This is a genomic window from Nonomuraea cavernae, assembly GCF_014646355.1.
GTDB lineage: Bacteria > Actinomycetota > Actinomycetes > Streptosporangiales > Streptosporangiaceae > Nonomuraea > Nonomuraea cavernae.
Genome location: NZ_BMNH01000004.1, coordinates 1 through 23,974, shown reverse-complemented (window position 1 = coordinate 23,974; position 23,974 = coordinate 1). Strand labels below are relative to the sequence as shown.

At 70.8% G+C, this 23,974-nt stretch carries 16 protein-coding genes; 6 read left to right on the top strand and 10 right to left on the bottom strand.

The genetic code is table 11. The features are described from left to right. Positions 1 to 5: 5 nt before the first annotated feature. From IEY82_RS09335 to IEY82_RS09320, 4 genes are all read right to left on the bottom strand, one after another. Positions 6 to 773: a helix-turn-helix domain-containing protein gene (locus IEY82_RS09335; RefSeq protein WP_189123636.1), complete on the bottom strand. Its 768-nt coding sequence runs from the start codon at positions 771 to 773 to the stop codon at positions 6 to 8. Between the two features lie 78 nt (positions 774 to 851). Beyond that, positions 852 to 3,359, bottom strand: coding sequence for a DNA translocase FtsK (locus tag IEY82_RS09330; protein ID WP_189123635.1), 2,508 nt, complete (start codon positions 3,357 to 3,359; stop codon positions 852 to 854). Positions 3,360 to 3,409: 50 nt separating this feature from the next. Beyond that, positions 3,410 to 4,030, bottom strand: coding sequence for a response regulator (locus IEY82_RS09325; protein ID WP_189123634.1), 621 nt, complete (start codon positions 4,028 to 4,030; stop codon positions 3,410 to 3,412). After that, on the bottom strand, positions 4,027 to 8,667 hold the full coding sequence (locus IEY82_RS09320) for a HAMP domain-containing protein (protein WP_444544201.1): 4,641 nt from the start codon (positions 8,665 to 8,667) through the stop codon (positions 4,027 to 4,029). The genes IEY82_RS09325 and IEY82_RS09320 overlap by 4 nt, the downstream gene beginning before the upstream one ends. A 96-nt stretch (positions 8,668 to 8,763) precedes the next feature. Between IEY82_RS09320 and IEY82_RS09315 the strand changes: the two genes are divergently transcribed. After that, a complete protein-coding gene (locus IEY82_RS09315) occupies positions 8,764 to 11,235 on the top strand; it encodes a SpoIIE family protein phosphatase (protein WP_189123632.1) in 2,472 nt (823 codons plus the stop codon). Here the strand turns inward: IEY82_RS09315 and IEY82_RS09310 are convergent. Continuing rightward, on the bottom strand, positions 11,217 to 12,158 hold the full coding sequence (locus tag IEY82_RS09310; RefSeq protein WP_189123631.1) for an aldose epimerase family protein: 942 nt from the start codon (positions 12,156 to 12,158) through the stop codon (positions 11,217 to 11,219). The genes IEY82_RS09315 and IEY82_RS09310 overlap by 19 nt on opposite strands. Next, positions 12,155 to 13,126 (bottom strand): LacI family DNA-binding transcriptional regulator, encoded by a 972-nt coding sequence (locus IEY82_RS09305; protein WP_189123630.1) that lies wholly within the window; start codon positions 13,124 to 13,126, stop codon positions 12,155 to 12,157. The genes IEY82_RS09310 and IEY82_RS09305 overlap by 4 nt, the downstream gene beginning before the upstream one ends. A 211-nt stretch (positions 13,127 to 13,337) precedes the next feature. On the opposite strand from IEY82_RS09305, the gene IEY82_RS09300 reads away from it, so the two are divergent. The 4 genes from IEY82_RS09300 to IEY82_RS09285 are packed head-to-tail and all read left to right on the top strand — an operon-like array spanning position 13,338 to position 18,140. Further along, positions 13,338 to 14,225, top strand: a complete 888-nt coding sequence (locus IEY82_RS09300) for an NAD-dependent epimerase/dehydratase family protein (protein ID WP_189123629.1) — start codon at positions 13,338 to 13,340, stop codon at positions 14,223 to 14,225. After that, positions 14,222 to 15,106 (top strand): 5-dehydro-4-deoxyglucarate dehydratase, encoded by an 885-nt coding sequence (locus IEY82_RS09295; RefSeq protein ID WP_189123628.1) that lies wholly within the window; start codon positions 14,222 to 14,224, stop codon positions 15,104 to 15,106. Before IEY82_RS09300 ends, IEY82_RS09295 begins: the two co-directional genes overlap by 4 nt. Then, positions 15,099 to 16,184, top strand: coding sequence for a mandelate racemase/muconate lactonizing enzyme family protein (locus IEY82_RS09290; RefSeq protein WP_372459697.1), 1,086 nt, complete (start codon positions 15,099 to 15,101; stop codon positions 16,182 to 16,184). Before IEY82_RS09295 ends, IEY82_RS09290 begins: the two co-directional genes overlap by 8 nt. Positions 16,185 to 16,229: 45 nt before the next feature. Then, positions 16,230 to 18,140: a DUF6807 family protein gene (locus IEY82_RS09285; RefSeq protein WP_189123627.1), complete on the top strand. Its 1,911-nt coding sequence runs from the start codon at positions 16,230 to 16,232 to the stop codon at positions 18,138 to 18,140. A gap of 98 nt (positions 18,141 to 18,238) precedes the next feature. Here IEY82_RS09285 and IEY82_RS09280 read toward each other — a convergent pair whose 3' ends face one another. The 4 genes from IEY82_RS09280 to IEY82_RS09265 all read right to left on the bottom strand — a co-directional run bounded on the left by IEY82_RS09280 (position 18,239) and on the right by IEY82_RS09265 (position 22,744). Then, entirely contained in the window at positions 18,239 to 19,519 is a 1,281-nt protein-coding gene (locus IEY82_RS09280) for a Gfo/Idh/MocA family protein (protein WP_189123626.1), read from the bottom strand. Between the two features lie 65 nt (positions 19,520 to 19,584). Beyond that, entirely contained in the window at positions 19,585 to 20,868 is a 1,284-nt protein-coding gene (locus tag IEY82_RS09275) for an ABC transporter substrate-binding protein (RefSeq protein ID WP_189123625.1), read from the bottom strand. A gap of 39 nt (positions 20,869 to 20,907) precedes the next feature. Next, positions 20,908 to 21,777, bottom strand: coding sequence for a carbohydrate ABC transporter permease (locus IEY82_RS09270; protein WP_189123624.1), 870 nt, complete (start codon positions 21,775 to 21,777; stop codon positions 20,908 to 20,910). Next, positions 21,761 to 22,744, bottom strand: a complete 984-nt coding sequence (locus tag IEY82_RS09265; RefSeq protein ID WP_189123623.1) for a carbohydrate ABC transporter permease — start codon at positions 22,742 to 22,744, stop codon at positions 21,761 to 21,763. The genes IEY82_RS09270 and IEY82_RS09265 overlap by 17 nt, the downstream gene beginning before the upstream one ends. Before the next feature lie 371 nt (positions 22,745 to 23,115). Here IEY82_RS09265 and IEY82_RS09260 point away from each other — a divergent pair, with 371 nt between their 5' ends. Beyond that, on the top strand, positions 23,116 to 23,877 hold the full coding sequence (locus tag IEY82_RS09260) for an IclR family transcriptional regulator (RefSeq protein ID WP_189123622.1): 762 nt from the start codon (positions 23,116 to 23,118) through the stop codon (positions 23,875 to 23,877). Positions 23,878 to 23,974 lie beyond the last annotated feature (97 nt).

Here is a 23,974-nt window from a genome sequence, read left to right as displayed (position 1 = left end):
ACGGGCTACCGCCGAGGTGCCGCGGGAGGCCCGAAAGAACGGCGCACGATCTCGCCGCTATGCCCCGGATGGCCCAGATCCTGGCCGTTGACCTGGAGGGCCACCGCACCTGCGTCGCCGATCAGCAGGCTCACCCGGGACGCGGCCCGCCACGTGGAGCTCTTGCCCGCCTCCAGCGTGCCGGAGAACAGCTTGCGACCGCTGGAGTCGCGGACATTGAGGAACGCGGGGCGCTCGGCCTTGACCCTGACCACCACCTCGTTGTCGCTCCCCCGGCCGGCGGACAGCGCGGACCCGCGCGGCTCCTCGGTGATCGGAGAGTTGGGCGGCACGCTGGGCGACGCCGACATCGGCTGCACCCCGACGGACCGGCCCTGCTCGGTGGCGCCCCCCATGACCCTGACCACGCCGAACACCACCACGATGGCCAGCGCGACGCCCAGCGCCATCGACCAGTTGGGGGCCCGTCGCTCACGGATGCGGAGCTTGCGGTCGGTCTGGAACACCGCCGCGGCCCGCACCGGCACCGGCGCGCCGCCGTGTTGCTCGTCGTAGAGATGGACCAGGGTGTCGGGATCGAGCCCGACCGCCCGCGCGAGCACCTTGACATGCCCGCGCTCGTAGAAGTCGCCCCCGCACTGGGCGTAGTCGTCTCGCTCGATCGCGTAGATGATGGCCTCGCGGATGCGGGTGGTCGCGCTCAACTGCGCGACCGTCAAGCCCGCCGACCGCCTGGCAGCCGCCAGTATGGCCCCTATGCTCTGCTCCTCCACGGCGCACGCCTCCCCGCCCCCGACGATGCGTAGTCGTTCACATTCAATCAGTCATCGCCGGGCAGGGTCGCATCGGGGTCATTCGCCACGCAAGTCGGCCAGCAAACCCGGCAGATCATCCGGTTTCACCAGCACTTCGCGGGCCTTCGACCCCTCGCTCGGGCCGACCACGTTGCGACTCTCCAGCAGGTCCATCAGCCGGCCCGCCTTGGCGAAGCCGACGCGGAGCTTGCGCTGCAGCATCGAGGTCGAGCCGAACTGGGTCGTCACGATCAGCTCGGCGGCCTGGATGACCAGGTCGAGATCGTCGCCTATGTCCTCGTCGATCTCGCGCTTGACCGGCGTGGCGGCGACGTCGTCGCGGTATTCGGCCTGCATCTGCGTCTTGCAGTGCGCGACGATCTCGGCGATCTCCTTCTCCGAGACGAACGCGTTCTGGATGCGGATGGGCTTGCTGGCGCCCATCGGCAGGAACAACGCGTCGCCCTGGCCGATCAGCTTGTCGGCGCCGGGCTGGTCGAGGATGACCCGCGAGTCGGTGAGGGAGGAGACGGCGAAGGCCAGCCGGGAGGGCACGTTGGCCTTGATGAGGCCGGTGACCACGTCCACCGAGGGCCGCTGCGTCGCGATGACCAGGTGGATGCCGGCGGCGCGGGCCAGCTGGGTGATGCGGACGATGGAGTCCTCGACGTCGCGCGGGGCGACCATCATCAGGTCGGCCAGCTCGTCCACGATGACCAGGAGGTAGGGGTAGGGCTGGTAGACACGCTCGCTGCCCGGCGGCGGCTGGAGCTTGCCGGCCCGGACGGCCTTGTTGAACTCGTCGACATGGCGGAACCCACTGGCCGCCAGGTCGTCGTAGCGGCGGTCCATCTCGCCCACCACCCATTCGAGGGCCTCGGCGGCCTTCTTGGGGTTGGTGATGATCGGGGTGATGAGGTGCGGGATGCCCTCGTAGACCGACAGCTCGACGCGCTTGGGGTCGACCAGCACCATCCGCACCTCGTCGGGCGTGGCCCGCATGAGGATCGAGGTGATGAGCCCGTTGACGCAGACCGACTTGCCGGCCCCGGTGGCGCCCGCGATCAGCAGGTGGGGCATCTTGGCGAGGTTGGCGACGATGGTGCGTCCCTCGACGTCCTTGCCGAGGCCGACGATCATCGGATGGTGGTCGGCCTGGGCGACCTGGGCCCGGAGCACGTCGCCGAGCGCGACCAGGTCCTTGTCGGCGTTCGGGATCTCCACCCCGATGGCCGACTTGCCGGGGATGGGAGACAAAATCCGGACATCCGCGGACTTGACGGCGTACGCGATGTTCTTGGTGAGAGCCGTGACCTTCTCCACCTTGACCGCCGGCCCGAGCTCGATCTCGTAGCGGGTCACGGTCGGCCCGCGGGTGAAGCCGATCACCTGCGCGTCGATGGTGAACTGCTCCAGCACACTGGTCAGCGCGTTGACCACGGTGGTGTTGGCCTTGGTCTGCGGCTTGGGCAGGCTGCCTGGCTTGAGCAGCTGCAGGTCGGGCAGGCCGTACGGGCCGGCCTGAGGAGACAGCACGAGCTGCTCGACCTTGCGCGGCGCCGGGGTGGGCTGCGGCGGCTCCTGCCTGCGCGCCGAGGCGGGCGGCTCCTCGTCGTCGGTCAGACCGGGCACGATCTCCGGCGAGTGGTCGCCGCGCTTGTCCTGGTCGGCGATCACCGGCGTGTCGTACGGTTTGATCAGGTCGCCGACCTCGGATGACGCGGGCTTCTTGGGCTTGGCCCGCTTCCTGCCCGGCTGCTGCCGCTCCTCGGCCGGGGCCTGCCGGTCGAACAGCAGGTGACGGAGCTCCGCGAGCCGCTCGGGGATCCGGTGCACCGGCGTGGCTGTGATCACCAGCACGCCGAACCCCGACAGCATGAGCAGCAGCGGGATGGTGATCCAGGACGGCAGGATGCTCATCGGCGGCGCCGAGACGAGGAAGCCGACGAGGCCGCCCGCCTGCGAGATGCGCTCCATCCCGTCGTTGGCCGTGCCCGCCGGGTAGGGGACGTCGTTGGCCACGTGGATGACGCCGAGCACGCCGACGAGCAGCGCGCTCCAGCCGATCACCATCCGCCCGGTGTCGGCGTTCTGGTCGGGATGGCGGAGGTAGCGCCAGGCCAGCAGGCCGAGCAGCAGCGGCAGGGCCCAGGCCAGCGAGCCGAACACGGCGTGCACGGCGGCGTTGACCACGCTGGGCACTGTCCCCTCGGACGTGCGCCAGGTCATCGCGGCGACCACGATCGCGCCCGCGAGGACCGCCAGCCCCACCCCGTCGCGCCGGTGGACCGGGTCGAGCTCGCGGGCGTTCTTGCCGAGCGCCCGCGCGGTGCTGCCGATGCCGTTGGCGAGCAGCATCCACAGGCCGACGACCAGCTTGCCGATCATCGTGAAGACCCAGCTGATCGGGTCCTGGTGGGTCATGGGCGGCTTGCGAGCCGACGCAGCCCCCTTCGCCCTCGGTCGCCCCGACGACGTGGCTCCCCGCTTCGCGGGGGTCGATCGAGGTGAGGTCGACCGCTTCGCCGGCCCCTTCGCTGCGCTTTTCGGCGGACGGGTGGCCATGATGCCAAAGGTACGTCGGAGACACGGCCGAGCGCACTCAGGCACGCCGATCAGAGACGAACCGTGTCGAACGCGGCCCGCATGGCGGCCACCTCGGCGGCCAGATCCTTGATCGTGTCGCGCAGCCCCTCGTCGCCCGAGGAGGTGCCGGCCAGGCCGGCCAGCCGGGCCTCGACGGCGGACAGCCGGTCGGCGAAGTCGGCCAGCGCGCGCGAGTCGCGCGACAGCACGGTGTCGTTCTGCACCAGATCGCACAGCAGCGCGGCCTGCTCCTGGAGGACGGCGTTCTTGCGGAACAACTCGATGAAGACGGTGACCTTGGAGCGCAGCACCCACGGGTCGAACGGCTTGGTGATGTAGTCGACCGCCCCGACGGCGTAGCCGCGGAAGGCCGCGCCGCTGCCCGAGTCGGTGCCGGTCAGGAAGATGATGGGCACGTCGCGGGTCTGGTCGAGCCGCTTGATGTGGCTCGCGGTCTCGAATCCGTCCATGCCCGGCATCAGCACGTCGAGCAGCACCACCGCGAAGTCGTGGCGCAGCATCAGTTTCATCGCGTCCTGCCCCGACCTGGCCTTGAACAGCCGTTGCTGCAGCGGGCGCAGCACCGCGTCGAGCGCGATCAGGCTCTCCTCCTTGTCGTCGACGAGCAGGATCTTGACCTGGCGGTTCATTCGGCGGCCTTCCTCTCCCCCGCGAGCCAGCCGCGCATGACGTCCAGCAGATGATCCAGATCAACCGGTTTGGGCACGTAGTCGGAGGCGCCGCAGGAGATCGTCTTCTCCCGGTCGCCCGGCATCGCCTTGGCCGTCAGGGCGATGATCGGCAGGTCGGCGAACCTCGGCATGGACCGCACGGCGACCAGCGTCTCGTAGCCGTCCATCTCGGGCATCATCACGTCCATCAGGACCAGCGCGATCTTCTCCTCGCGTTCGAGCACCTCGATGCCCTCCCGTCCGTTCTCGGCGTAGATCACCTCCATGCCGAGGCGGCCGAGCACATGGGTGAGGGCGTAGACGTTGCGGATGTCGTCGTCGACGATGAGCACCCGCTCGCCGGCGAACGCCTCACCGGCCGGGCCGTCGCTCATCTCGCCGAGCCTGGTCGCGGAGTGCCACAGGTCGTCGGCATCGGCACTGGGCCACTCGGCCTGCTGCTGGACGGCGCGGGTCTCGACCGTCCCGCGCACCGGCTCGGCCCGCCGGCCGGTCGCCTGCGCGGCATCGTGTTCCGCCTGCTCGGCCGTGACGGTCGAGGTGAGGCAGCGGGCGGGCACGTACAGCGTGAAGGTGCTGCCTCTGCCCGGCTCGCTGCTGGCGTGGATCTCGCCGCCGAGCAGCCGGGCGATCTCGCTGCTGATCGACAGGCCGAGGCCCGTCCCGCCGTACTTGCGGCTGGTGGTGCCGTCGGCCTGCTGGAACGCGCCGAAGATGGCGGGCAGTTTGTCGGGCGCGATGCCGATGCCGGTGTCGCTGACCGCGAAGGCCACCACGTCGGTGGCGTCGCGGAGCGCCGGACTGTCGAGGCCGCGGGCGATGGAGACCGCCAGCCTGACCTCGCCGGCGGAGGTGAACTTGACCGCGTTGGACAGCAGGTTGCGCAGGATCTGCTGGAGCCGCCGCTCGTCGTTGAACAGCTCGCGCGGCACGCCGGGGGCGATCTCGATCTCGAAGGTGAGACCTCGGTCGACGGTCAGCGGCCGGAACGTGGCGTCGACGTAGTCGAGGAGCTTGCTCAGCGGCAGCTTCTCGGGCCGTACGTCCATCCGCCCCGCCTCGATCTTCGACAGGTCGAGGATGTCGTTGATCAGCTGGAGCAGGTCGCTGCCCGCGTTGTGGATGGTGGTGGCGAACTCGACCTCCTGCGCCGACAGGTTGTCCTCGGGGTTGTCGGCGAGCAGCCGCGCCAGGATGAGCAGGCTGTTGAGCGGCGTGCGCAGCTCGTGGGACATGTTGGCGAGGAACTCCGACTTGTAGCGCGACGAGGTGGCCAGCAGGTGCGCCTTCTCCTCCAGGGCGGCGTTTGACCTGCGCAGCTCGGCCTGCTGGCGCTGCAGCTCGTCGGAGCGGCCCTGGAGCTGCTGGGCCAGCCGCTGCGACTCCGACAGCAGCGACTCGGTGCGGGCGTTGGCGATGATCGTGTTGATGGCCACCCCGATGGTGACCACGAACTGGTCGAAGAAGGCCAGGTGGACGTCGCTGAACCGGCTGAAGGACGCCAGCTCGATCACGCCGAGCACGTTGTCCTCGAACAGGATCGGCAGCACGACCACGCTGGCGGGGGCCGCCTCGCCGAGCCCGGTGTGCACCTTGATGTAGCCGGAGGGCACGTCGCTGAGCAGGATGCGCTTCTTCTCCAGCGCCGCCTGCCTGATCAGGCCGGGGCCCGGCGTGCCCGTGCCGGGCAGCACGTCCCTGTCGTGGGCGGCGCCGTAGCCGGCGATGAAGGCCAGCTCGCCGTCGAGCGACCCGGAGCCGGCCAGGAAGAACGCGCCGAACTGGGCGCTGACCAGCGGGGTGAGCTCCCGCAGGATGAGGTCGGCGACCTCGACCAGGTCACGGTGGCCCTGCATGAGGCCGGCGATGCGGGCCAGGTTGCTCTCCAGCCAGTCCTTGGCCCGGGTGGTCTCGCGCAGGTTGGCCACCATCAGGTTGACGTTGTTCTTCAGCTCGGCGACCTCGCCTTTGGCCTCAAGGCTGATGGCGCGGCTCAGATCGCCCTGGGCGACGGCGCTGGCCACCTCGGCGATGGCCCGCACCTGGGTGGTGAGGTTGCCGGCCAGCTCGTTGACGTTCTTGGTGAGGCGTTCCCAGGTGCCGTAGACCCCCTCGACCTCGGCCTGACCGCCGAGCCTGCCCTCGGAGCCGACCTCGCGGGCCACCCGCGTCACCTCGGAGGAGAAGGAGGACAGGGTGTCGACCATCGTGTTGATGGTGGTCTTGAGCTCGAGGATCTCGCCCCGGGCGTCGACGTCGATCTTCTTCGACAGGTCGCCGTTGGCCACGGCGGTCGCGACCTGCGCGATGTTGCGCACCTGACTGGTCAGGTTGGACGCCATGAAGTTGACGTTGTCGGTGAGGTCCTTCCACACCCCGCTCACCCCGCGCACCTGCGCCTGACCGCCCAGGCTGCCCTCGGTGCCGACCTCGCGGGCCACCCGGGTCACCTCGCCGGAGAAGGCGGACAACTGGTCGACGGTGGTGTTGATGGTGGTCTTGAGCTCGAGGATCTCGCCCCGCGCGTCGACGTCGATCTTCTTCGACAGGTCGCCGTTGGCCACGGCGGTCGCGACCGCCGCGATGCTGCGCACCTGGCTGGTCAGGTTGGAGGCCATGAAGTTGACGTTGTCGGTGAGGTCCTTCCACACCCCGCTCACCCCCCGCACCTGCGCCTGACCGCCGAGCCGCCCCTCGGTGCCGACCTCGCGCGCCACCCGCGTCACCTCGCCGGCGAACGCGGACAACTGGTCGACCATCGTGTTGATCGTGTCCTTCAGCTGAAGGATCTCGCCCCGCGCGTCGACCGTGATCTTCTTCGACAGATCGCCGTCGGCCACGGCCGTCGTGACCTGCGCGATGTTGCGCACCTGACTGGTGAGGTTGTCGGCCATGAAGTTGACGTTGTCGGTGAGGTCCTTCCAGGTGCCCGAGACGCCCTTGACCTCGGCCCGCCCGCCCAGCTGCCCCTCGGTGCCGACCTCGCGCGCCACCCGCGTCACCTCGTCGGCGAACGCGGACAGCTGGTCGACCATCGTGTTGATGGTGTTGGTCAGCTCCAGGATCTCACCCTTGACCTCGACCGTGATCTTGCGGCTGAGGTCGCCCTGGGCGACCGCGGTGGCCACCTGGGCGATGCTGCGCACCTGGGTGGTGAGGTTGTCGGCCATGAAGTTGACGTTGTCGGTGAGGTCCTTCCACACCCCGCTCACCCCCCGCACCTGCGCCTGACCGCCGAGCCGGCCCTCGCTGCCGACCTCGCGCGCCACCCGGGTCACCTCCGCGGCGAACGCCGACAGCTGGTCGACCATCGTGTTGACGGTGTCCTTCAGCTGAAGGATCTCGCCCTTGACGTCCACGCTGATCTTGCGGCTCAGATCGCCCTGGGCGACCGCGGTGGCCACCTGGGCGATGTCGCGCACCTGGGTGGTGAGGTTGGAGGCCATGAAGTTGACGTTGTCGGTGAGGTCCTTCCACACCCCGCTCACCCCGCGCACCTGTGCCTGACCGCCGAGCCGCCCCTCGGTGCCGACCTCGCGCGCCACCCGCGTCACCTCGTCGGCGAACGCCGACAACTGCCCCACCATCGTGTTGATCGTGTCCTTCAGCTGAAGGATCTCGCCCCGCGCGTCGACCGTGATCTTCTTCGACAGGTCGCCGTTGGCCACCGCCGTCGTGACCTGCGCGATCGAGCGGACCTGGGTGGTGAGGTTGGACGCCATGAAGTTGACGTTGTCGGTGAGGTCCTTCCAGGTGCCGAGCACCCCCTTGACCTCGGCCCGGCCGCCCAGCTGCCCCTCGGTGCCGACCTCGCGCGCCACCCGCGTCACCTCGCTGGCGAACGCCGACAGCTGGTCGACCATCGTGTTGACGGTCAGCTTGAGCTCCAGCAGCTCGCCGGTGGCCTCGACCGTCACCTGCCGGGTCAGGTCGCCCCTGGCCACGGCCGTGGTGACCACCGCGATGTCGCGCACCTGCGCGGTCAGCCGGGCCGCCATGGCGTTGACCGCCTCGGTCACGTCGCGCCAGCTGCCCGACATGCCCTGCACCTTGGCCCGGCCGCCCAGCCGCCCCTCGGTGCCGACCTCGCGCGCCACCCGCGTCACCTCGCCGGAGAACAGCGCGAGCTGGTCGACCATCCGGTTGACCGCCTTGCCCATCAGACGCAGGCCGCCGCGCAGCGGGCGGTTGTCCTCCTGCAGGTCGACCCGCTGCGACAGGTCGCCGTCGGCGACGGCGTTCAGCACCCGGGTGGCCTTGGCTGCCGGGATCACCAGCGCGTCGATCAGCGCGTTGACGGCCGTCACGTTGACCGCCCAGCCGCCCGCGCCGGGGCTCGGGGTGAGCCGCTCGTCGAGGTGGCCCTGCCTGGCCACCTCGACGCGGACCCGGGTGAGCTCGCCGGTCAGGTGCTCGTTGCGGTCGACGACCTGGTTGAAGGCCATCGCCAGCTCGGCCAGGAAGGGATCTGAGGGCAGGTCGAGGCGCGCCCGGAAGTTGCCGTCACGTAGCCGCTGAAGGGCCACGAGCAGCGGCCTGAGGTCCGCCTGCCGCAGGGTGTCGGGGGCGAGAGGGGGTTCCAGCTGCGCGACCACGGCTGCCTTCTTCACAAGTGGAGGCATGAACGGCCCACAGTCTGCCACCCTGAGAGTGACCGAACTGCCACATCGAGTGATGTTCTAGGACGGATAGTGGATACCACCCGCGTGTCGAGCACGGGCTTCGACGGCACGCCCCATGCCCCGGCGGCCGCCCGCCGCTTCGTCCGCCAGGTGCTCGGCGAGTGGCACCTGGGCCACCTGGCCGAGGACGCCGTGCTGCTGACCAGCGAGCTCGTCACCAACGCGGTGGTGCACGCGGGCACCGGCATCGAGCTGACCTGCCGCCTGGACGCGCACGCCGCGCCGCCGAGGCTGGAGATCGAGGTAGACGACCACCACCCCACGCGGACCATCCCGGCGACCGGCTCGCCGCCCGGCGACGCCATGGCCACCTCCGGGCGCGGGCTCGCGCTGGCCGGCCTGCTCGCCGACGCGTGGGGCGTCACCTACTCCGGCACCGCCAAACGGGTGTGGGTCCGCATGGAGTTCGCCGACGGATCGGGCGCCCACGAGGTCGCGCTGGGCACTCCGGCCGCGGCGCCGGCGGCGGCCGCCGCGCCCGTCGAGACCCTGCACGTCGGGGTCATCGTGGCCGACTTCGACGGGCGCGTGGTCTCCTGGAATCCCGAAGCCGAGGCACTGCTCGGCTGGCCGTCCGAGCAGGCCACGGGCAGGCCGCTGGCGGAGCTGGTCGCCTGGCGCGGGCACGGCTCCTACTCGCTGTCGCTGGCCGACACGCTCAACCTCGGCCGCTGGCGCGGCGAGTCCCGGATGCGCCACCGCGATGGCCGGTTGGTCCCGGTCTACATCTCCCATCTACGCACGGAGGGCCGCGCCAGGGACCGCCGGGCGATCTGGATGGTGGTGGCCAACGACCACAGGTACGTCCTGGCCGGCCCGCCGGCACCGCTCAGGCGGGAGCCGGGCAGGCGCATCAAGGACCTGCTCGACCGCGACCGGCCGCTCGCCGAGGTCCTCGACACCATCGCCCAGATCGTCCACACGTCCAGCGGCGGCGACGCCTCGTACGTGCTGCTGCGCGGTGAGAGCGGCAACCGGTTCGGTGTCGCGGCCGGGGCGGGCGCGACGGCGGGGCTGGTCGGGCTGGTGGCGGCGGGGCTGTTCGGCGTGGACCGCACGGCGCCCGCGGTCGTCGACGACCTGCTGGCCGGAGACGTGGCCCTGGCCGAGCAGCTGCGGGCCAGGTCGCTGGTGTGCGCGCCGCTGCGCGTGTCAGGCGAGGTGATCGGCTATCTGGTGGCGGCGGCCGCCGAGCCGGGCAGGTTCGACCAGGAGCTCACGGTCAGCCTGCAGCACATCGCCGACCAGGTGGCGGTGACCGTGCAGCGCGAGCGGACCGCCGAGCAGGAGCGCGCCCACCGGGGCCGGCTCTCGTTCCTGGCCGAGGCGGGCGAGCTGCTGGCGGGCGTGCACGACGAGGAGCTGATCGCGGCGCTGACGGCCCAGCTGGTCGTGCCCAAGATCGCCAACTGGGCGGCGGTCTACCTGACCGACCTGACGGGCATGACCAGGCTGGCGCACGTCTGGCACACCGAGGAGCGGCACAACGCCGCGCTGCGCACGTCGCTGCCGTCCGTCCCGCAGGCGACGCTGGGCGAGATCAGCTGGCCGGTCGGCGCGGAGAGCGTGCTGTCGTTCCCCCTGCTCATCCAGGGCCGGTCGCACGGCGCGCTGGTGATCGGACGGGTCGAGCCGACGCTCCCGCTGGAGGTGGCCGACCTGCTGGCCGACCTGTGCCGGCTGGTCGCGCTCAACCTGCACACGGCCATGCTCTACACCCGGCAGGCGACCACCTCGCGGGTGCTGCAGCGCAGCCTGCTGCCGATGGGCGTGGCCACCATGCCGGGCCTGGAGTCGGCCGTCGTGTACGAGCCCGCCGAGGAGGGCGCCGACGTGGGCGGCGACTTCTACGACCTGTTCACGGTGGGCGACCACTGGTGCTTCGCGCTGGGCGACGTGTGCGGCAGCGGCCCGGAGGCTGCGGCCGTCACGGGGCTGGCCCGCCATGCCGTACGCCTGCTCGCCAAGGAGCACTACACGGTGGCCGACATCCTGCACCGGCTGAACGAGACGCTGCTGGAGGAGAACGAGGAGGGACGTTTCCTCAGCCTGCTGTGCGGCGAGCTCACCCCGCTGCCGCAGGGCGGGGCGCTGTGCACGATCGCCTCGGCGGGGCATCCGCCGCCCCTGCTGCTGCGCGCGGACGGCGAGGTGCGGGCCGTGGCCAGCCCGCAGCTACTGCTCGGCATCGAGTACGAGGCCAGGTTCTTCGTGGAGACGTTCGAGCTGGCGCCCGGTGAGGTGCTGCTGTGCGTGACCGACGGGGTGACCGAGCGGCGCGACGGCGACCGGCTGCTCGACGACGACGACGGGCTGGCCCGGCTGCTGTCGGGTTGTACGGGGCTGAGCGCGCACGCCGTCGCGGAGCGGGTGCGACAGGCGGTCGACTCGTTCGGCCCGGAGCCGGTCGGCGACGACGTGGCCCTGCTGGTGCTCCGGGCCACGGCGACGCTGCGCGCCGGTCAGCCGGTGAACCGGTAGGTGGTGCTGGAGGTGAAGCGCTCGCCCGGCCGCAGCACGGTCGACGGGAAGCCGGGCTGGTTGGGCGAGTCGGGGAAGTGCTGGGTCTCCAGGCAGAGCCCCGCGTGCGGGCCGTAGGGCGTGGCGGCCGGGTCGAGCATGCCGCCCGCGTAGAACTGCACGCCCGGCTCGGTGGTGGTGACCTCCATGGTGCGGCCGGTCTCGGGCTCGACCACCGTGACGCCACCGTCGAGGACGAAGCAGTGGTCGTAGGCGCCGCCCTGCCGCTCGCCGATGGCGTGCGGCTCGGTGAAGTCGAACGGCGTGCCCTTGACCGGCGCGAGCTCGCCCGTGGGGATCTTGACCGCGTCGACGGGCAGGTAGTGCTCGGCGTCGATGCGGACCACATGGCCGAGCACGTCGCCGCGGCCGGCCAGGTTGAAGTAGGAGTGATTGGTCAGGTTGAGCACGGTCGGCGCGTCGGTCTCGGCGGTGTAGTCGAGGCGGATCGCCTCGGCCTCGAGCGTGTAGGTGACCGAGGCGTTGAGGGTGCCCGGATAGCCCTGGTCGCCGTCGGGGCTGGTGAGGGTGAGCGTGATGGACGAGCCGGTGACGTCGGCGACGGTCCACACCTTGCTGTCGAAGCCGTGGACTCCGCCGTGGAGGCTGTTGGGGCCGTCGTTGACCGGCACCTGGTATTCGGTGCCGTCGAGGGCGAAGCGGCCGCCCGCGATGCGGTTGGCGTATCTGCCGGCGACGGCTCCGAAGTAGCGGCTGCGGGTCAGGTAGTCGTCGAGCGTGTCGAGCCCGAGGACGACGTTGAGGCCGTACACCTCCAGTGTCTGGAGGACGGCGCCGTAGCTGAGCACGGCGGCCCGCAACGGCCCGGAGGACAACTCGAAGCGCTCCACGCGCTCTCCCGACGGCATGGTTCCGAACGTCATGAGTGTGCCTCTCCCGTGGATTCGCGGATGATCAGCGCGGTCTCCAGCATCGTTACCCCGGTGGCCACCTCGGAATCGACCGACTGGAGGAGCATGTCGACGGCGATGCGCCCGGCGGTGGCGGTCGGCATGGCGATGGTGGTCAGCTTCGGCCGGCCGAGGCGTCCGGCCACGATGTCGTCGACGCCGATCACGCTGATGTCGCCGGGCACGTGCACGCCGCGCTCGGCGAGCCCCTCGATGAGGCCGATGGCGACCAGGTCGTTGTAGGCGAGCACGCCGGTCGCGCCGGAGGCGATCACCTCGGCGGCGGCGGCCCGGCCGCCCTGCTCGGTCGGCGGATTGGGGCCGAGGAAGGCGACGTCGACCTCGCTCATCGCGGCGGCCGCCTCCTGCATCTCCTTGCTGGTCCACGACCCGCTGGGGCCGGTGACCAGGGCGAGCCGGCGGTGGCCGAGCCCGGTGAGGTGCTCGACGGCGAGCCGCGCCCCCCGCCCCACGTCCATCAGGACCGTGGCCATCCCCTTGACCCGGCGGTTGACCAGGACGAACGGCACCTCCTGGCGCAGCCGCTCGATGGTGCGGTTGGTGAGGCGGGGGCTGCACAGCAGCACGCCGTCGACCTGCTTGGTGAGGGTCTGGATCAGCTCTTCCTCGACCTTGGGGTCCTCATCGGTGTCGGCCACGAACACGTGGTAGTCGCGTAGTCTGGCCTGCGCCTGCGCCGCCTTGATGAGGGGCGGGAAGAACGGGTTGGCGATGTCGGCCACGATGAGGCCGAGGTTGTGGGTGCGGCCGGTGGTCAGCGCCCGGGCCGCCCGGTTGGGCCGGTAACCCAGGTCGTCGGCGACGGCGAGCACTCTGACCCGGGTCTCGGGGTTGACCAGGTGGGGCGCGGAGAAGGCGCGTGACACCGTGGAGACGTGCACTCCGGACACCCGGGCCACGTCGCGAATCGTCACCGCCACGCTGGGCCTCCTCCGACCATGACCTGTACTTTAGTGCAAGCGTTTGTATCGTTGTCAATCGACGATCGACCCGCCCTGCCTCGCATCCTATCCCTCATGTGACCACTCGTCGTGCTCTGGTGACGGTCTCACTGCTTGACGTTTTCGAAGCCGAACCTCAATACTTTTTGCAACCGGTTGCTGCAAGATCCCAGGAGTGGTGGAAGACCCGATGACACGAACACTGGTGACCGGCAGCGCCGGCCGACTCGGGCGCAGTGTGGTCGCCACCCTGGCGCGGACGGGCCACGAGGTCGTCGGCGTCGACGTCGGCTCCGGCACCCCCGACGAGGCGGCCGTCACGCTGCCGGCCGACCTGACCGACCTGGGCGAGACCCACGACGTCATGGCGCGCTTCCGGCCCGACGTCGTCGTGCATCTGGCCGCGATCGCGACCCCGTTCAGCCGGACCGACGGCCTGACCTTCCGCACCAACACGCAACTCGCCTTCAACGTGTGCGCGGCGGCGAGCAACCTCGGCGTCGGCAGAGTCGTGGTGGCCAGCAGCCCGACCGTCATCGGCTACGGCGCCCCCGGCGGCTGGCGGCCCCGCTACCTGCCGATCGACGAGGAGCACCCCACCGAGCCGTGGAACTCCTACAGCCTGTCGAAGCTCACCGCCGAGCAGACCATGGCGGCGTTCGCGCGCGGCTCGGCCACCCGGTTCGCCGCGGTGCGGCCGTGCTTCGTGGTGGCCCCCGAGGAGTGGGCGGGCGCGCCCACCCAGTCCGGTCACACGATGGCCGAACGACTCGACCGGCCGGACATCGCCGGGGCGTCGCTCTTCAACTACATCGACGCCCGGGACGCCTCCGAGCTGATCGCCGTACTGGCCGAGCGGCTCTTCGAGCTGCCCAGCGGCGAGGTGTTCTTCGCCGGCGCGGCGGACGCGCTGGCCCGTGAGCCCCTGGCGGAGCTGCTTCCCACGGTCAACCCCGCGACCGCCGCGACCGCCGCGCGGCTGACCGGCACCTCCCCCGCCTTCACCTCGGCCAAGGCCGAACGCATGCTCGGCTGGACCGCCAAGCGCAGCTGGCGCAGCGAACTGGAGATCAGATGAACCTCAGCGGAATCCTCTTCTTCCCCATCACCCCCTTCGACAACGACGGCGAGCTGGCCGAGAAGGTGCTGGCCGAGCACCTGCGGCGGGGGCTCGAACACGGCCCCGGCGGCGTGTTCGCGGCCTGCGGCACGGGTGAGTTCGCCGCCCTGTCGGAGTCGGAGCACGCGGCCGTGGTGCGGGTGGCGGTCGAGACGGCACGGGGGCGGGTGCCGGTGTTCGCGGGGGCGGGCGGGCCGTTCGGCACGGCGCTGCGGCAGGCGAGGGCCGCCCGCGAGGCCGGGGCCGACGGGCTGCTGCTCATGCCGCCGTACCTGTCGACGGGCACCGAGGAGGGATTCGCCGCCTACGTGCGGGCGGTCGCGGAGATCCTGCCGCTCATCGTCTACCAGCGCGGGGCGGTGGTGCTCTCGCCCGAGCGGGTGGTGGAGCTGGCCCGGATCCCGGGTGTGATCGGCCTGAAGGACGGCGTGGGCGACATCGACCTGATCCAGCGCACCGTGCTGGCCGTGCGCCGCGAGGTCGGCAACGGTTTCCGGTTCTTCAACGGGCTGCCGACGGCCGAGCTGACCATGGGGGCCTACCGCGGCATCGGGGTGGAGCTCTACTCCTCCGCGGTCTTCGCCTTCGCTCCGGAGATCGCCACCGCCTTCCGCGACGGCGCCGCCGATCTGCTCACCGAGTTCTACGAGCCGCTGGTACGGCTGCGCTCGAAGGTCCCCGGCTACGCGGTGTCCCTGGTCAAGGCCGGGGTGCGGCTGGGCGGCCTGGACACCGGGCCGGTCCGGCCGCCGCTGGTGGATCCCACGGCCGAGCACGTGGCCGAGCTGGAGGCGTTGATCGCGCACGGGCGGACGCTGGCGGGTGCCCGTGATTCGTGACCTCACGGTACGGTCGCGCACGGCCACGCTGCCCCGCCCGTGGGGGCCCGACGTACCCGCCAACCACGTCCTGGTCGTCGAGGTGACCCTGGACGACGGCCGGACGGGCACCGGGTTCTCCTGGACGCCGCGGATCGGGGCGCGGGCCGTACACGCGCTGCTGGAGCACGACATCCGGGAGGCCGTCATCGGCCTCGATCCGCACCCGGAGGTGGTGTGGGACCTGCTCTGGCGGCACCTGCGCGAGGCCGGGGCCGGCGGCGTCACCACGATCGCGCTGGCCGGGCTCGATCTCGCCCTGTGGGACCTGCGCTGCGGCGAACGCGGACTGGTCGAGGTGCTGGGCAGGCGCAGGGACAGCGTGCCGGTCTACGGAAGCGGCGTGAACCTGCACTACTCGCTGGAGGAGCTGGTCGCGCAGGCCGGGCGGTGGAAGGCGGCCGGCTACCCGGCGGTCAAGATCAAGGTGGGCCGGCCCGCCCTGCGCGAGGACGTCGAGCGGGTGGCGGCGGTCCGCGAGGTGATCGGGCCGGAGACGCTGCTGATGATCGACGCCAACCAGCGCTGGGACCTGCACCGCGCCCGCCGCGCCGCCGAGGCCCTCGCCCCCTACGACCCGCACTGGCTGGAGGAGCCGCTGCCCGCCGACGACGTCGCCGCGCACGTCGAGCTGCGGCGGGCGACCGGCGTGCCCCTCGCGGTCGGCGAGAACGTCTACACCGTCTACGGCTTCCGCGACCTGCTGGTGGCGGGCGCGTGCGACGTGGTGCAGCCCAACGTGGTCAGGGTGGGCGGGATCACCCCGTTCCTGCGCATCGCCGAGCTGGCCCGGGCCTTCGACGTGCCGGTCCATCCGCACCTGCTGCCCGATCTGTCCGGGCAGCTCGCGCTGGCGCTGCCGCTGCCGTGCCTGGCCGAGGAGGTGGAGGACGCCTCGTTCGCGGCCCTCGGCCTGCTGGCCGAGCCGTACCCCGTCCAGGTCCGCGGCGCGGAGCTGCGAGCCGGAGAGCACCGGGGCCTCGGGTTCCACTGGAGCGACGAGCCCTCACGACAAGAGCCCTCACGACAAGAGCCCTGACCACAGAACCCTGACGACGAGAGAGGCGCTGAGAGAGGTGACCAGGTGACGACGCGTGTCGTGCTGGCCGGGGCCCACGGCTACGGCTCCCACTACCTGGACCGGCTGCGGCGGCTGGCCCCCGACATCGAGCTCGCCGGGATCTGCGACGTGCGGCCGGTCGACCCGGCGTCGCTGGCCGGGCTCGGCACGCCGGAGTTCTCCGCCGACCTGGCCGGCCTGCTCGCACGGACCGGCGCGCGGATCGCGATCCTCGCCACCCCGATCCCGACGCACGCCGAGCTCGCGCTGGCCGCGCTCGACGCGGGCGCGCACGTGCTGGTGGAGAAGCCGACGGCGGCCACGCTGGCCGACTTCGACCGGATGGAGCGGGCCGCCGCCAAGGCCGGGCTCGCCTGCCAGGTGGGGTTCCAGAGCCTCGGCTCGGCGGCCGTCCCGGCGGTGCGCGAGCTGGTCGCGAGCGGCGCGATCGGCCGCGTCACCGGCGTCGGGGTGGCCGGCTCGTGGCCGCGGCCCGCCTCCTACTTCACCCGGAGCGCCTGGTCGGGCCGGCGCCGGCTGGACGGCGCCGACGTGGTGGACGGCGCGCTCACCAACCCGTTCGCGCACGCCCTGGCGACCGCGCTGGCCGTGGCGGGAGCCGAGGACCGGGACGCCATCGCGTCGGTGGAGGCCGAGCTGTTCCACGCCAACGCCATCGAGTCGGACGACACGTCGGCCGTCCGGATCATCACGGTGAGCGGCCTGCCGATCGTGGCCGCCGTGACCCTCTGCGCGGCCGAGCGGGACGAACCATACGTGCTGGTCCACGGTGAGCGGGGGCGGATCAGGCTCACGTACACGACGGACGAGGTCCAGGTGGACGACGGGCCGGTGCGCCGCTACGAGCGGACCGACCTGCTGGAGAACCTGGTCGAGCACGTCCGCTCGGGCGCCGGTCTGCTCGTGCCGATCCAGCGGACGGGCGGGTTCATGCGGGTCATGGAGGCCATCAGGCTGGCGCCCGACCCGCTGCCGATCGCCGAGGACCACCAGGACCGCTCCGGTGACGGCCCCGTGCTGCCCGGCATCGCGGGCGTCGTCGGCGCCTGCGCCGACCGGCTGGCTCTCTTCTCCGAGCTCGGGGTGAGCTGGGCGGTGCCGCTCGCCGTCTCGGGCGCGGTCGTCGCGGAGTACGTCACCCGCCCGGAGCTGCCGCTCACCGCCGCGCCCCGCCCCTACCTGCATCCGGTACGGACCCTCGGCGGCGTGGTGGTGACCGAGGAGCGGCCCGAAGACCATCCGCATCACCTCGGCGCGGGCCTCGCCGTGACCGACCTGGGCGGCCGCAACTTCTGGGGCGGTCGCACGTACGTCCGCGATCAGGGCCCCACCTGGCTCGACGACCACGGCGTGCAGCGGCACGTGTCGTTCGCCGGGCGCGACGCCACGGGGTTCACCGAGACGCTGCTGTGGGAGCGGCCGGGCGAGAAACCGCTCGTCCGGGAGGAACGGACCGTCCGGGCCGCGCCGCTGTCGCGCGGCTGGGCGCTGCGGTTCGCCTTCACCCTGCGCAACCTCACCGGCCGGCCGCTGACCGTGCGGAGCTCGGCCACCAAGGGCCGGGCGGGCGCCGGATACGGCGGTTTCTTCTGGCGCGCGCCCGTCGCCTCCCGCCGGGTGCGCGTGTTCACCGCCTCGGCCGAGGGGGAGTCACGCGTCCACGGCTCCCGGGCGCCCTGGCTGGCGCTGGCGTCCGACGACTGGACGCTCGTCTTCGCCCAGGACCGCGTCTTCGCCCAGGACTCGGGCGACCCGTGGTTCGTCCGGGTCGCCGAGTATCCGGGGGTCGGCACCGCCCTGGCCTGGGACACGCCGCTGGAGTTCGGGGCCGAGCTGTCCCGCGGCGTCGCGGTGGCGGTGGCCGACGGCCGCCTGTCCGCCGAGCAGGCCGCTGCCCTGGCCGCCGAGCTCTGAGCCCGCCACCGGCCCGGCTCGGCGGCCGGCCCGGTGCGTGACCGCTGGATCGCGCGGCCCTCCGGCGAGCCGATGGGCGCTTCCGCCGCCGGCGCGGCTCACGTGCCGGTCAGGCGGGTGCCGTCGGCGGTGAGGCGGACGGGGCGGCCGGTGGCGGCCGAGCGGTTGGCCGCCACGCCGACCAGGACGCTCCGGATGCCGTCGCGGTAACCGGCCGGGCGGCCGAGAGGGTCGTCGCCGGGACCGCGGAAGACGTCGTCGAGCAGGAGCCGGTCGCCGCCTCCGTGGCCGCCGCCCCCCTGCTCGATCGGCACCTCCTCCGGCGGGTGCCAGTGACGGTGCAGGGTGAGCCGCTCCCAGGAACCGGTCACGTGCTCCTTGCTCGCCGCGCTCGGGTCCACGGCGGCATGCGGCGGGGTCCAGGGCCGCTCGCACACCTCCAGCTCGACGCGTCCCTCGGTGCCGTTGAACACGACCCGATACCCCTCGGACGGCGCGTACGCGGTGAGCGAGTAGGTGAGCGTGGCCCGGTTCGCGTAACGGACGAGGACCGCCATGGTGTCGTCGATGGTCACGCCGGGGCCGAAGACGTCCTGGTCACGGAGGTAGCCGTCCTCGTGCTCGGCGTCCAGGTAGAGCCGCTGCAACCGTTCGTCGGCGGAGATGTCCAGGATGAACGGGTCCGTACCGAGGCCCGGCGCACCCTGGCCGCGCGCCGGACGCGGCCCCCGGGGCAGCGCCTGGCCGTAGAAGCGCAGCTCCGTCTGCGCGAAGACCAGCTCCGGCACCGCGCCGAGCCACCAGTTGACCAGGTCGAAGTGGTGAGTGGACTTGTGCACCAGCAGCCCGCCCGAGCTGGCGCGGTCGCGATGCCAGCGCCGGAAGTAGTCGGCGCCGTGGATGGTGTCGAGCCGCCACTCGAAGTGCACGGACGTGACGTCGCCGATCGCCCCGTCGCCGAGCAGCCGCTTCACCGCCGAGTTACGCGGCGAGTAGCGGTAGTTGAACGTCACGACCAGCCGGCCCGGGGCACGCTCGGCCGTCTCGGCGATGGCCGCGCAGCTCTCGGCGTCGACGGTCAGCGGCTTCTCCACGATGACGTCCAGCCCGGCGTCCAGCGCCGCGCATACGTAGCCGGCGTGCGTGGCGTCGATCGTGCAGACCACCACGGCGTCGGCCGTCTCCAGCAGCTTGCCGTAGTCGTGCGGCGCGAAGCACGGCACCGGGCGGCCGACGCGTTCGACGTAGTAGTCCATGCGGGTCTGGTTGGTGTCACAGAAGGCGACGATCGTCCCGGTGTCGCGCCAGTCGCCCAGCAGCGCGTCGACGTACATCTGGGCACGGTGGCCGAGCCCGACGAAGGCGTACCTGGTGCTCAACTGCTCTCCCCGAGTCCGGGATGGCGGCCGGGAGCCGTGCGGGGCCCCCGGCCGGGCGGAGGTGGTCAGCCCGCGATGGCGGCGTTCGCCTCCGCCAGGAACTTCTGGGCGGCCTGGTCCGGGGTCACCTTGCCGAAGAGGAGCTCCTCGGTGTTGCGCTTCAGGATGTCCTCCATCTGGAGCGCGCCCTTCGGCGGGGCGACGATCGGGCTCAGCTCGCTCTTGACCTGGTCGACGAAGGCCAGCGTCTTCTGGTCGACGGGTGGCAGCTTGTCCTTCACCGCGGCGAGCACCTTGGCGTTGGTCGGCAGGCCGCGGTCGCTCAGCAGGATGCCGGCCGCGTCGGGGTCGTTGACCAGGAAGTCGATCAGCTTGGCGGCTTCGGCCGGATGCTCCGACTTGGCCGAGGCGGTGTAGAACATGGCCGGCTGCAGGAACATCCCGCTGGTGCTCGCGCCCTCCGCCTTGGGCATCCGCAGCAGGGTGAGCTCCTGGCCCGACGACTTGGACAGGGCGTTGAGCTGGTTGCTCCACCACATGCCCATCGCGCCGGCGTTGGTGCCGAGCAGCGACTGCTCCGGGCCGGTCGCGCCGATCTCGGCGCTCTTGGCGGCGTCGGGCGAGCCCTTGGTCTCGATGAGCCGCTGGTGGATCGACCACCAGGCCTTCAACGTCTCGGCCGAGACGCCCATCTTGGTGCCGTCGTACATCTTCTCGCCGCGCTGGGCTGCGAAGATCTGCAGCCAGGCGGGGTTGGGGTTGTACTCGGCGCCGGTCACGCCGCCCGCGCCGGAGATGTCCTTCGCCAGGCCGATCCACTGGTCCCAGGTCCAGGAGCTGTCGTCGGGCAGTTTCTGCTTCGCCTTCTCCAGCACCGAGGGGTTGGCGATCATGGAGAACGCGTTGACGCCGGTGGGGATGGCGTACTGTTTGCCGTCGATCTGCCCGCTGGTGAGGACCTGCTGGTCGAGGTCGGCGGCGGGCACCTTGCCGGACAGGTCGGCCAGCGCGCCACGGCCCGCGTACTCACTCAGGCCGCGGATCTCGATGCTCATGACGTCGGGGGCGTCGTTCGCGGCGACCTTGGTGGCGATCTTCTCGTAGTAGCTGTCCCAGTTGGAGAAGTCGCCCTCGACGTCGATCGTCGGGTTCTTCTCCTCGAACTTCTGGATGACCTGGTCGGTGAGCTTCTGCCGGGCGTCGCTGCCCCAGTAGGCGAACGTGATCCGGACCTTGTCACCGCCCGCCGCCTCGCCACCGCCGTCGCCGCCGCAGGCGCCGGCCCCGGTCATGAGCGCGGCGGAGACGACCACGGCCGTCCACATCTTCTTGCGAGAGCTGGGATTCACAGCTCTACCTCCTCTTGGAGAGTTGGGGGGTGTGGAGGATCACTTGAGACCGGTGGTCGCCATGCCACGGATCAGGTACTTCTGTCCGGCCAGGAAGAACCCGAAGATCGGCCCGAGCGAGACGATGGACATCGCGAACATCGGCCCCCAGGACGACTCCCCGCTGGAGTCCAGGAACTGGCGCAGGGCGACGGCGACCGTGAGGTTGTCGCTGTTGGTCAGGTAGAGGTTCTGGCTGAAGAAGTCGTTCCAGGTCCAGATGAAGGTGAAGATGCCGGTCGTCGCGAGCGCCGGCGTGCACAGCGGGATGATGACCCGCAGGAAGATCCGCCAGTAGCCGGCGCCGTCGATGGCGGCGGCCTCGTCCAGCTCTCTCGGCAGGGTGCGGATGAACTGCACCATCAGGAAGATGAAGAACGCGTCCGTGGCCAGGAACTTGGGCACGACCAGCGGCCAGATCGTGTTGATCCAGTCGAGCTCGGCGAAGACGATGTACTGCGGCACGACCGTCACGTGGTGCGGCAGCATGATCGAGCCGAGCATGATCGCGAACCAGAGCCTCTTCAGCGGGAAGTCCAGCCGGGCGAACGCGTAGGCGGCCAGCGAGCAGGCGACCAGATTGGCCGCCACGCACAGGCCGGTGATGACCGCGGAGTTCCAGAGGTAGTAGCCGAAGGTGTGCTTGAGCGCGGTCCAGCCCTCGCCGTAGTTGTCCAGCGTGACCTCACTCGGCCACAGGCCCGGCTCCCGGAAGATCAGCTCCTCCGGTTTCAGCGAGCTGGACACCATCCAGAACAACGGATAGAGCATGATCAGGCCGAACCCGATCAGCAGGAGGTGCTTGAGCAGCCGGCCGCCCCGCGGTAACGGGCGGAACAGGAACGGGGCCGCGTTACTTCGTGTCGCCATAGAAGACCCAATACTTCGACGCGATGAAGTTCACGCCGGTCAAGCCGGCGATGAGGAGCAGGAGGACCCACGCCATGGCGGCCGCGTAGCCCATCTCGTAGCTCTTGAAGCCCTTCAGGTAGAGGTAGAGCGTGTAGAAGAGCGTGGAGTCGGCCGGCCCTCCGGAGCCGCCGCTGACGATGAACGACTGGGTGAACGACTGGAACGACTTGATCACTTCGAGCACGAGATTGAAGAAGATGATCGGAGTCAGCAGGGGCAGCGTGATCGACCAGAACTGACGGATCCTGCTGGCCCCGTCGACCGCCGCGGCCTCGTAGTAGCTCTGCGGGATCTGCCGCAGCCCGGCCAGGAAGATCACCATGGGCGCCCCGAACGTCCACACGTGCAGGATGATCAGCGTGCCGAGCGCGGTGTCGGGGTCTGACACCCAGCCCGTGCCCTCGATGCCGAACAGCCCCAGCAGCGAGTTGACCAGGCCCTCGGTGCCGAAGATCTTGCGCCACAGGATGGCGATGGCGACGCTGCCGCCGAGCAGCGAGGGCAGGTAGTAGACCGAGCGGTAGAACGGCAGGCCGCGCAGCCCCCGGTCCAGCGCCAGTGCCAGTGCCAGGGCGAAGGCCAGCTGGAGCGGCACCGACACGACCACGTAGATCGTGGTCACCTTCAGGGAGGCGAGGAACCGATCGTCCTCGGTGAACATCTTGTCGTAGTTGTCCAGCCCGACCAACGTCGCCGGCTCCAGCAGGCTGTAGTCGGTGAACGACAGGTACAGCGAGGCCAGGATCGGGCCGACGGTGATCACGAACAGGCCGATGAACCAGGGCGCGAGGAAGACGTAGGCGGTGCGGGCCTCGCGCCTCCTGTGAACGTTCACCTGTCTGACGCGACGCCGCCTCCCGGGCGGTTGCGGAGGCGGCTGGGCCACGGGCGCGCGTTCCGGCGTTACGGAGACTGAGTCGGACATGGATGCATACATCCCTCATTCCAGGGCCTGCCCGGCGCGGCGGGATCGGATAGCGCCTTCCTATAGGGGACGCGAAAGTTCCGTCAACCCTTTGCAGGCGTTACAAACCCGTTACCGATATATCGTTAACCAAGAAATCCCTGTTCAGATGCGCACAGCAGCCAGCGGGACGCGGTTAACGTTTTTGCTCATACTCGGATGTCCTACAACCGGTTGCACACTGGGAGCGTGACCGCCGACAGGAACCTCGCCGGAGGCGCGGCCCCTGACCGGCTGCCGCCCAGATCGTTGAGCGCGAACGATGGCGTCCAGATATCTGGACGCCATCCTCTATCCTGACATTTCGGAGTTGTCGGCTAGATGGGGCGATCATGGAGCGGCAGCTGGTCAAGTCCGCCGAGCGGACCGTACGCATCCTGGAGGCCCTCGCCACCTCCCCCGAGCCCCTGACCCTGTCGGAGCTCCAGCAGCGCACCGGCTTCCCCCGCAGCAGCCTGCACGCCCTGATGCGTACGCTGGTCGAGCTCAACTGGGTGGAGACCGACAGGGCCAGAGGCGTGTTCGGCATCGGCCCGCACGCCCTGCTGACCGGCACGGCCTACCTCGACAAGGATCCGGCGCTGCCGTTCGCCCAGCAGACCCTGGAGGACCTCCGCGCGGAGACCGGCCAGACCGCCCACTTCGCCCGCCGCGACGACGCGCACGTCCTCTACCTGGCCACCCGCGAGTCGCGCGAGGCGCACCACGTGATCCCCCGGGTCGGCCGCCGGCTGCCCGCCCACGTGACGGCGCTCGGGCAGGCGCTGCTCGCCCAGCTCACCGACGACGAGGTCACCGCCCTCATGCCCGACCCGATGCCGGTCATGACCGAGCACACGATCATCGACCTGGCCGAGCTGACCGGTGAGCTCGACCAGGTCCGCACCCGAGGCTGGGCCTACGAACGGGAGCAGGGCACCCCCGGCGTGGCCTGCGTGGCGGTCGCCGTCGACTACCGCATCCCCGCCACGGACGCGATCAGCTGCTCGATGCCGGTGAGCCTGCCTCCCGCCGAGGTCGAGAAGATCACCGACGCGGTCATCGACCACACCCGCAAGCTGGCCGCCACTCTCAGGCGGGAGGGCATCCGCTAGATCGCTGATGTGAAATTCGGCTTAGTGATCGTAGGCGATCAGGGATCGTTTCACGGGTGCGCCGATGTTCCAGTTGTGCCAGATAACGGCATTGAGG

Excerpts from the sequence above, each read along its gene's own strand:
- IEY82_RS09330 (WP_189123635.1), bottom strand. The coding sequence starts at position 3,359 with ATGGCCACCCGTCCGCCGAAAAGCGCAGCGAAGGGGCCGGCGAAGCGG.
- IEY82_RS09325 (WP_189123634.1), bottom strand. The coding sequence starts at position 4,030 with ATGAACCGCCAGGTCAAGATCCTGCTCGTCGACGACAAGGAGGAGAGC.
- IEY82_RS09310 (WP_189123631.1), bottom strand. The coding sequence starts at position 12,158 with ATGACGTTCGGAACCATGCCGTCGGGAGAGCGCGTGGAGCGCTTCGAG.
- IEY82_RS09300 (WP_189123629.1), top strand. The coding sequence starts at position 13,338 with ATGACACGAACACTGGTGACCGGCAGCGCCGGCCGACTCGGGCGCAGT.
- IEY82_RS09295 (WP_189123628.1), top strand. The coding sequence starts at position 14,222 with ATGAACCTCAGCGGAATCCTCTTCTTCCCCATCACCCCCTTCGACAAC.
- IEY82_RS09270 (WP_189123624.1), bottom strand. The coding sequence starts at position 21,777 with ATGGCGACACGAAGTAACGCGGCCCCGTTCCTGTTCCGCCCGTTACCG.
- IEY82_RS09265 (WP_189123623.1), bottom strand. The coding sequence starts at position 22,744 with ATGTCCGACTCAGTCTCCGTAACGCCGGAACGCGCGCCCGTGGCCCAG.
- IEY82_RS09260 (WP_189123622.1), top strand. The coding sequence starts at position 23,116 with ATGGAGCGGCAGCTGGTCAAGTCCGCCGAGCGGACCGTACGCATCCTG.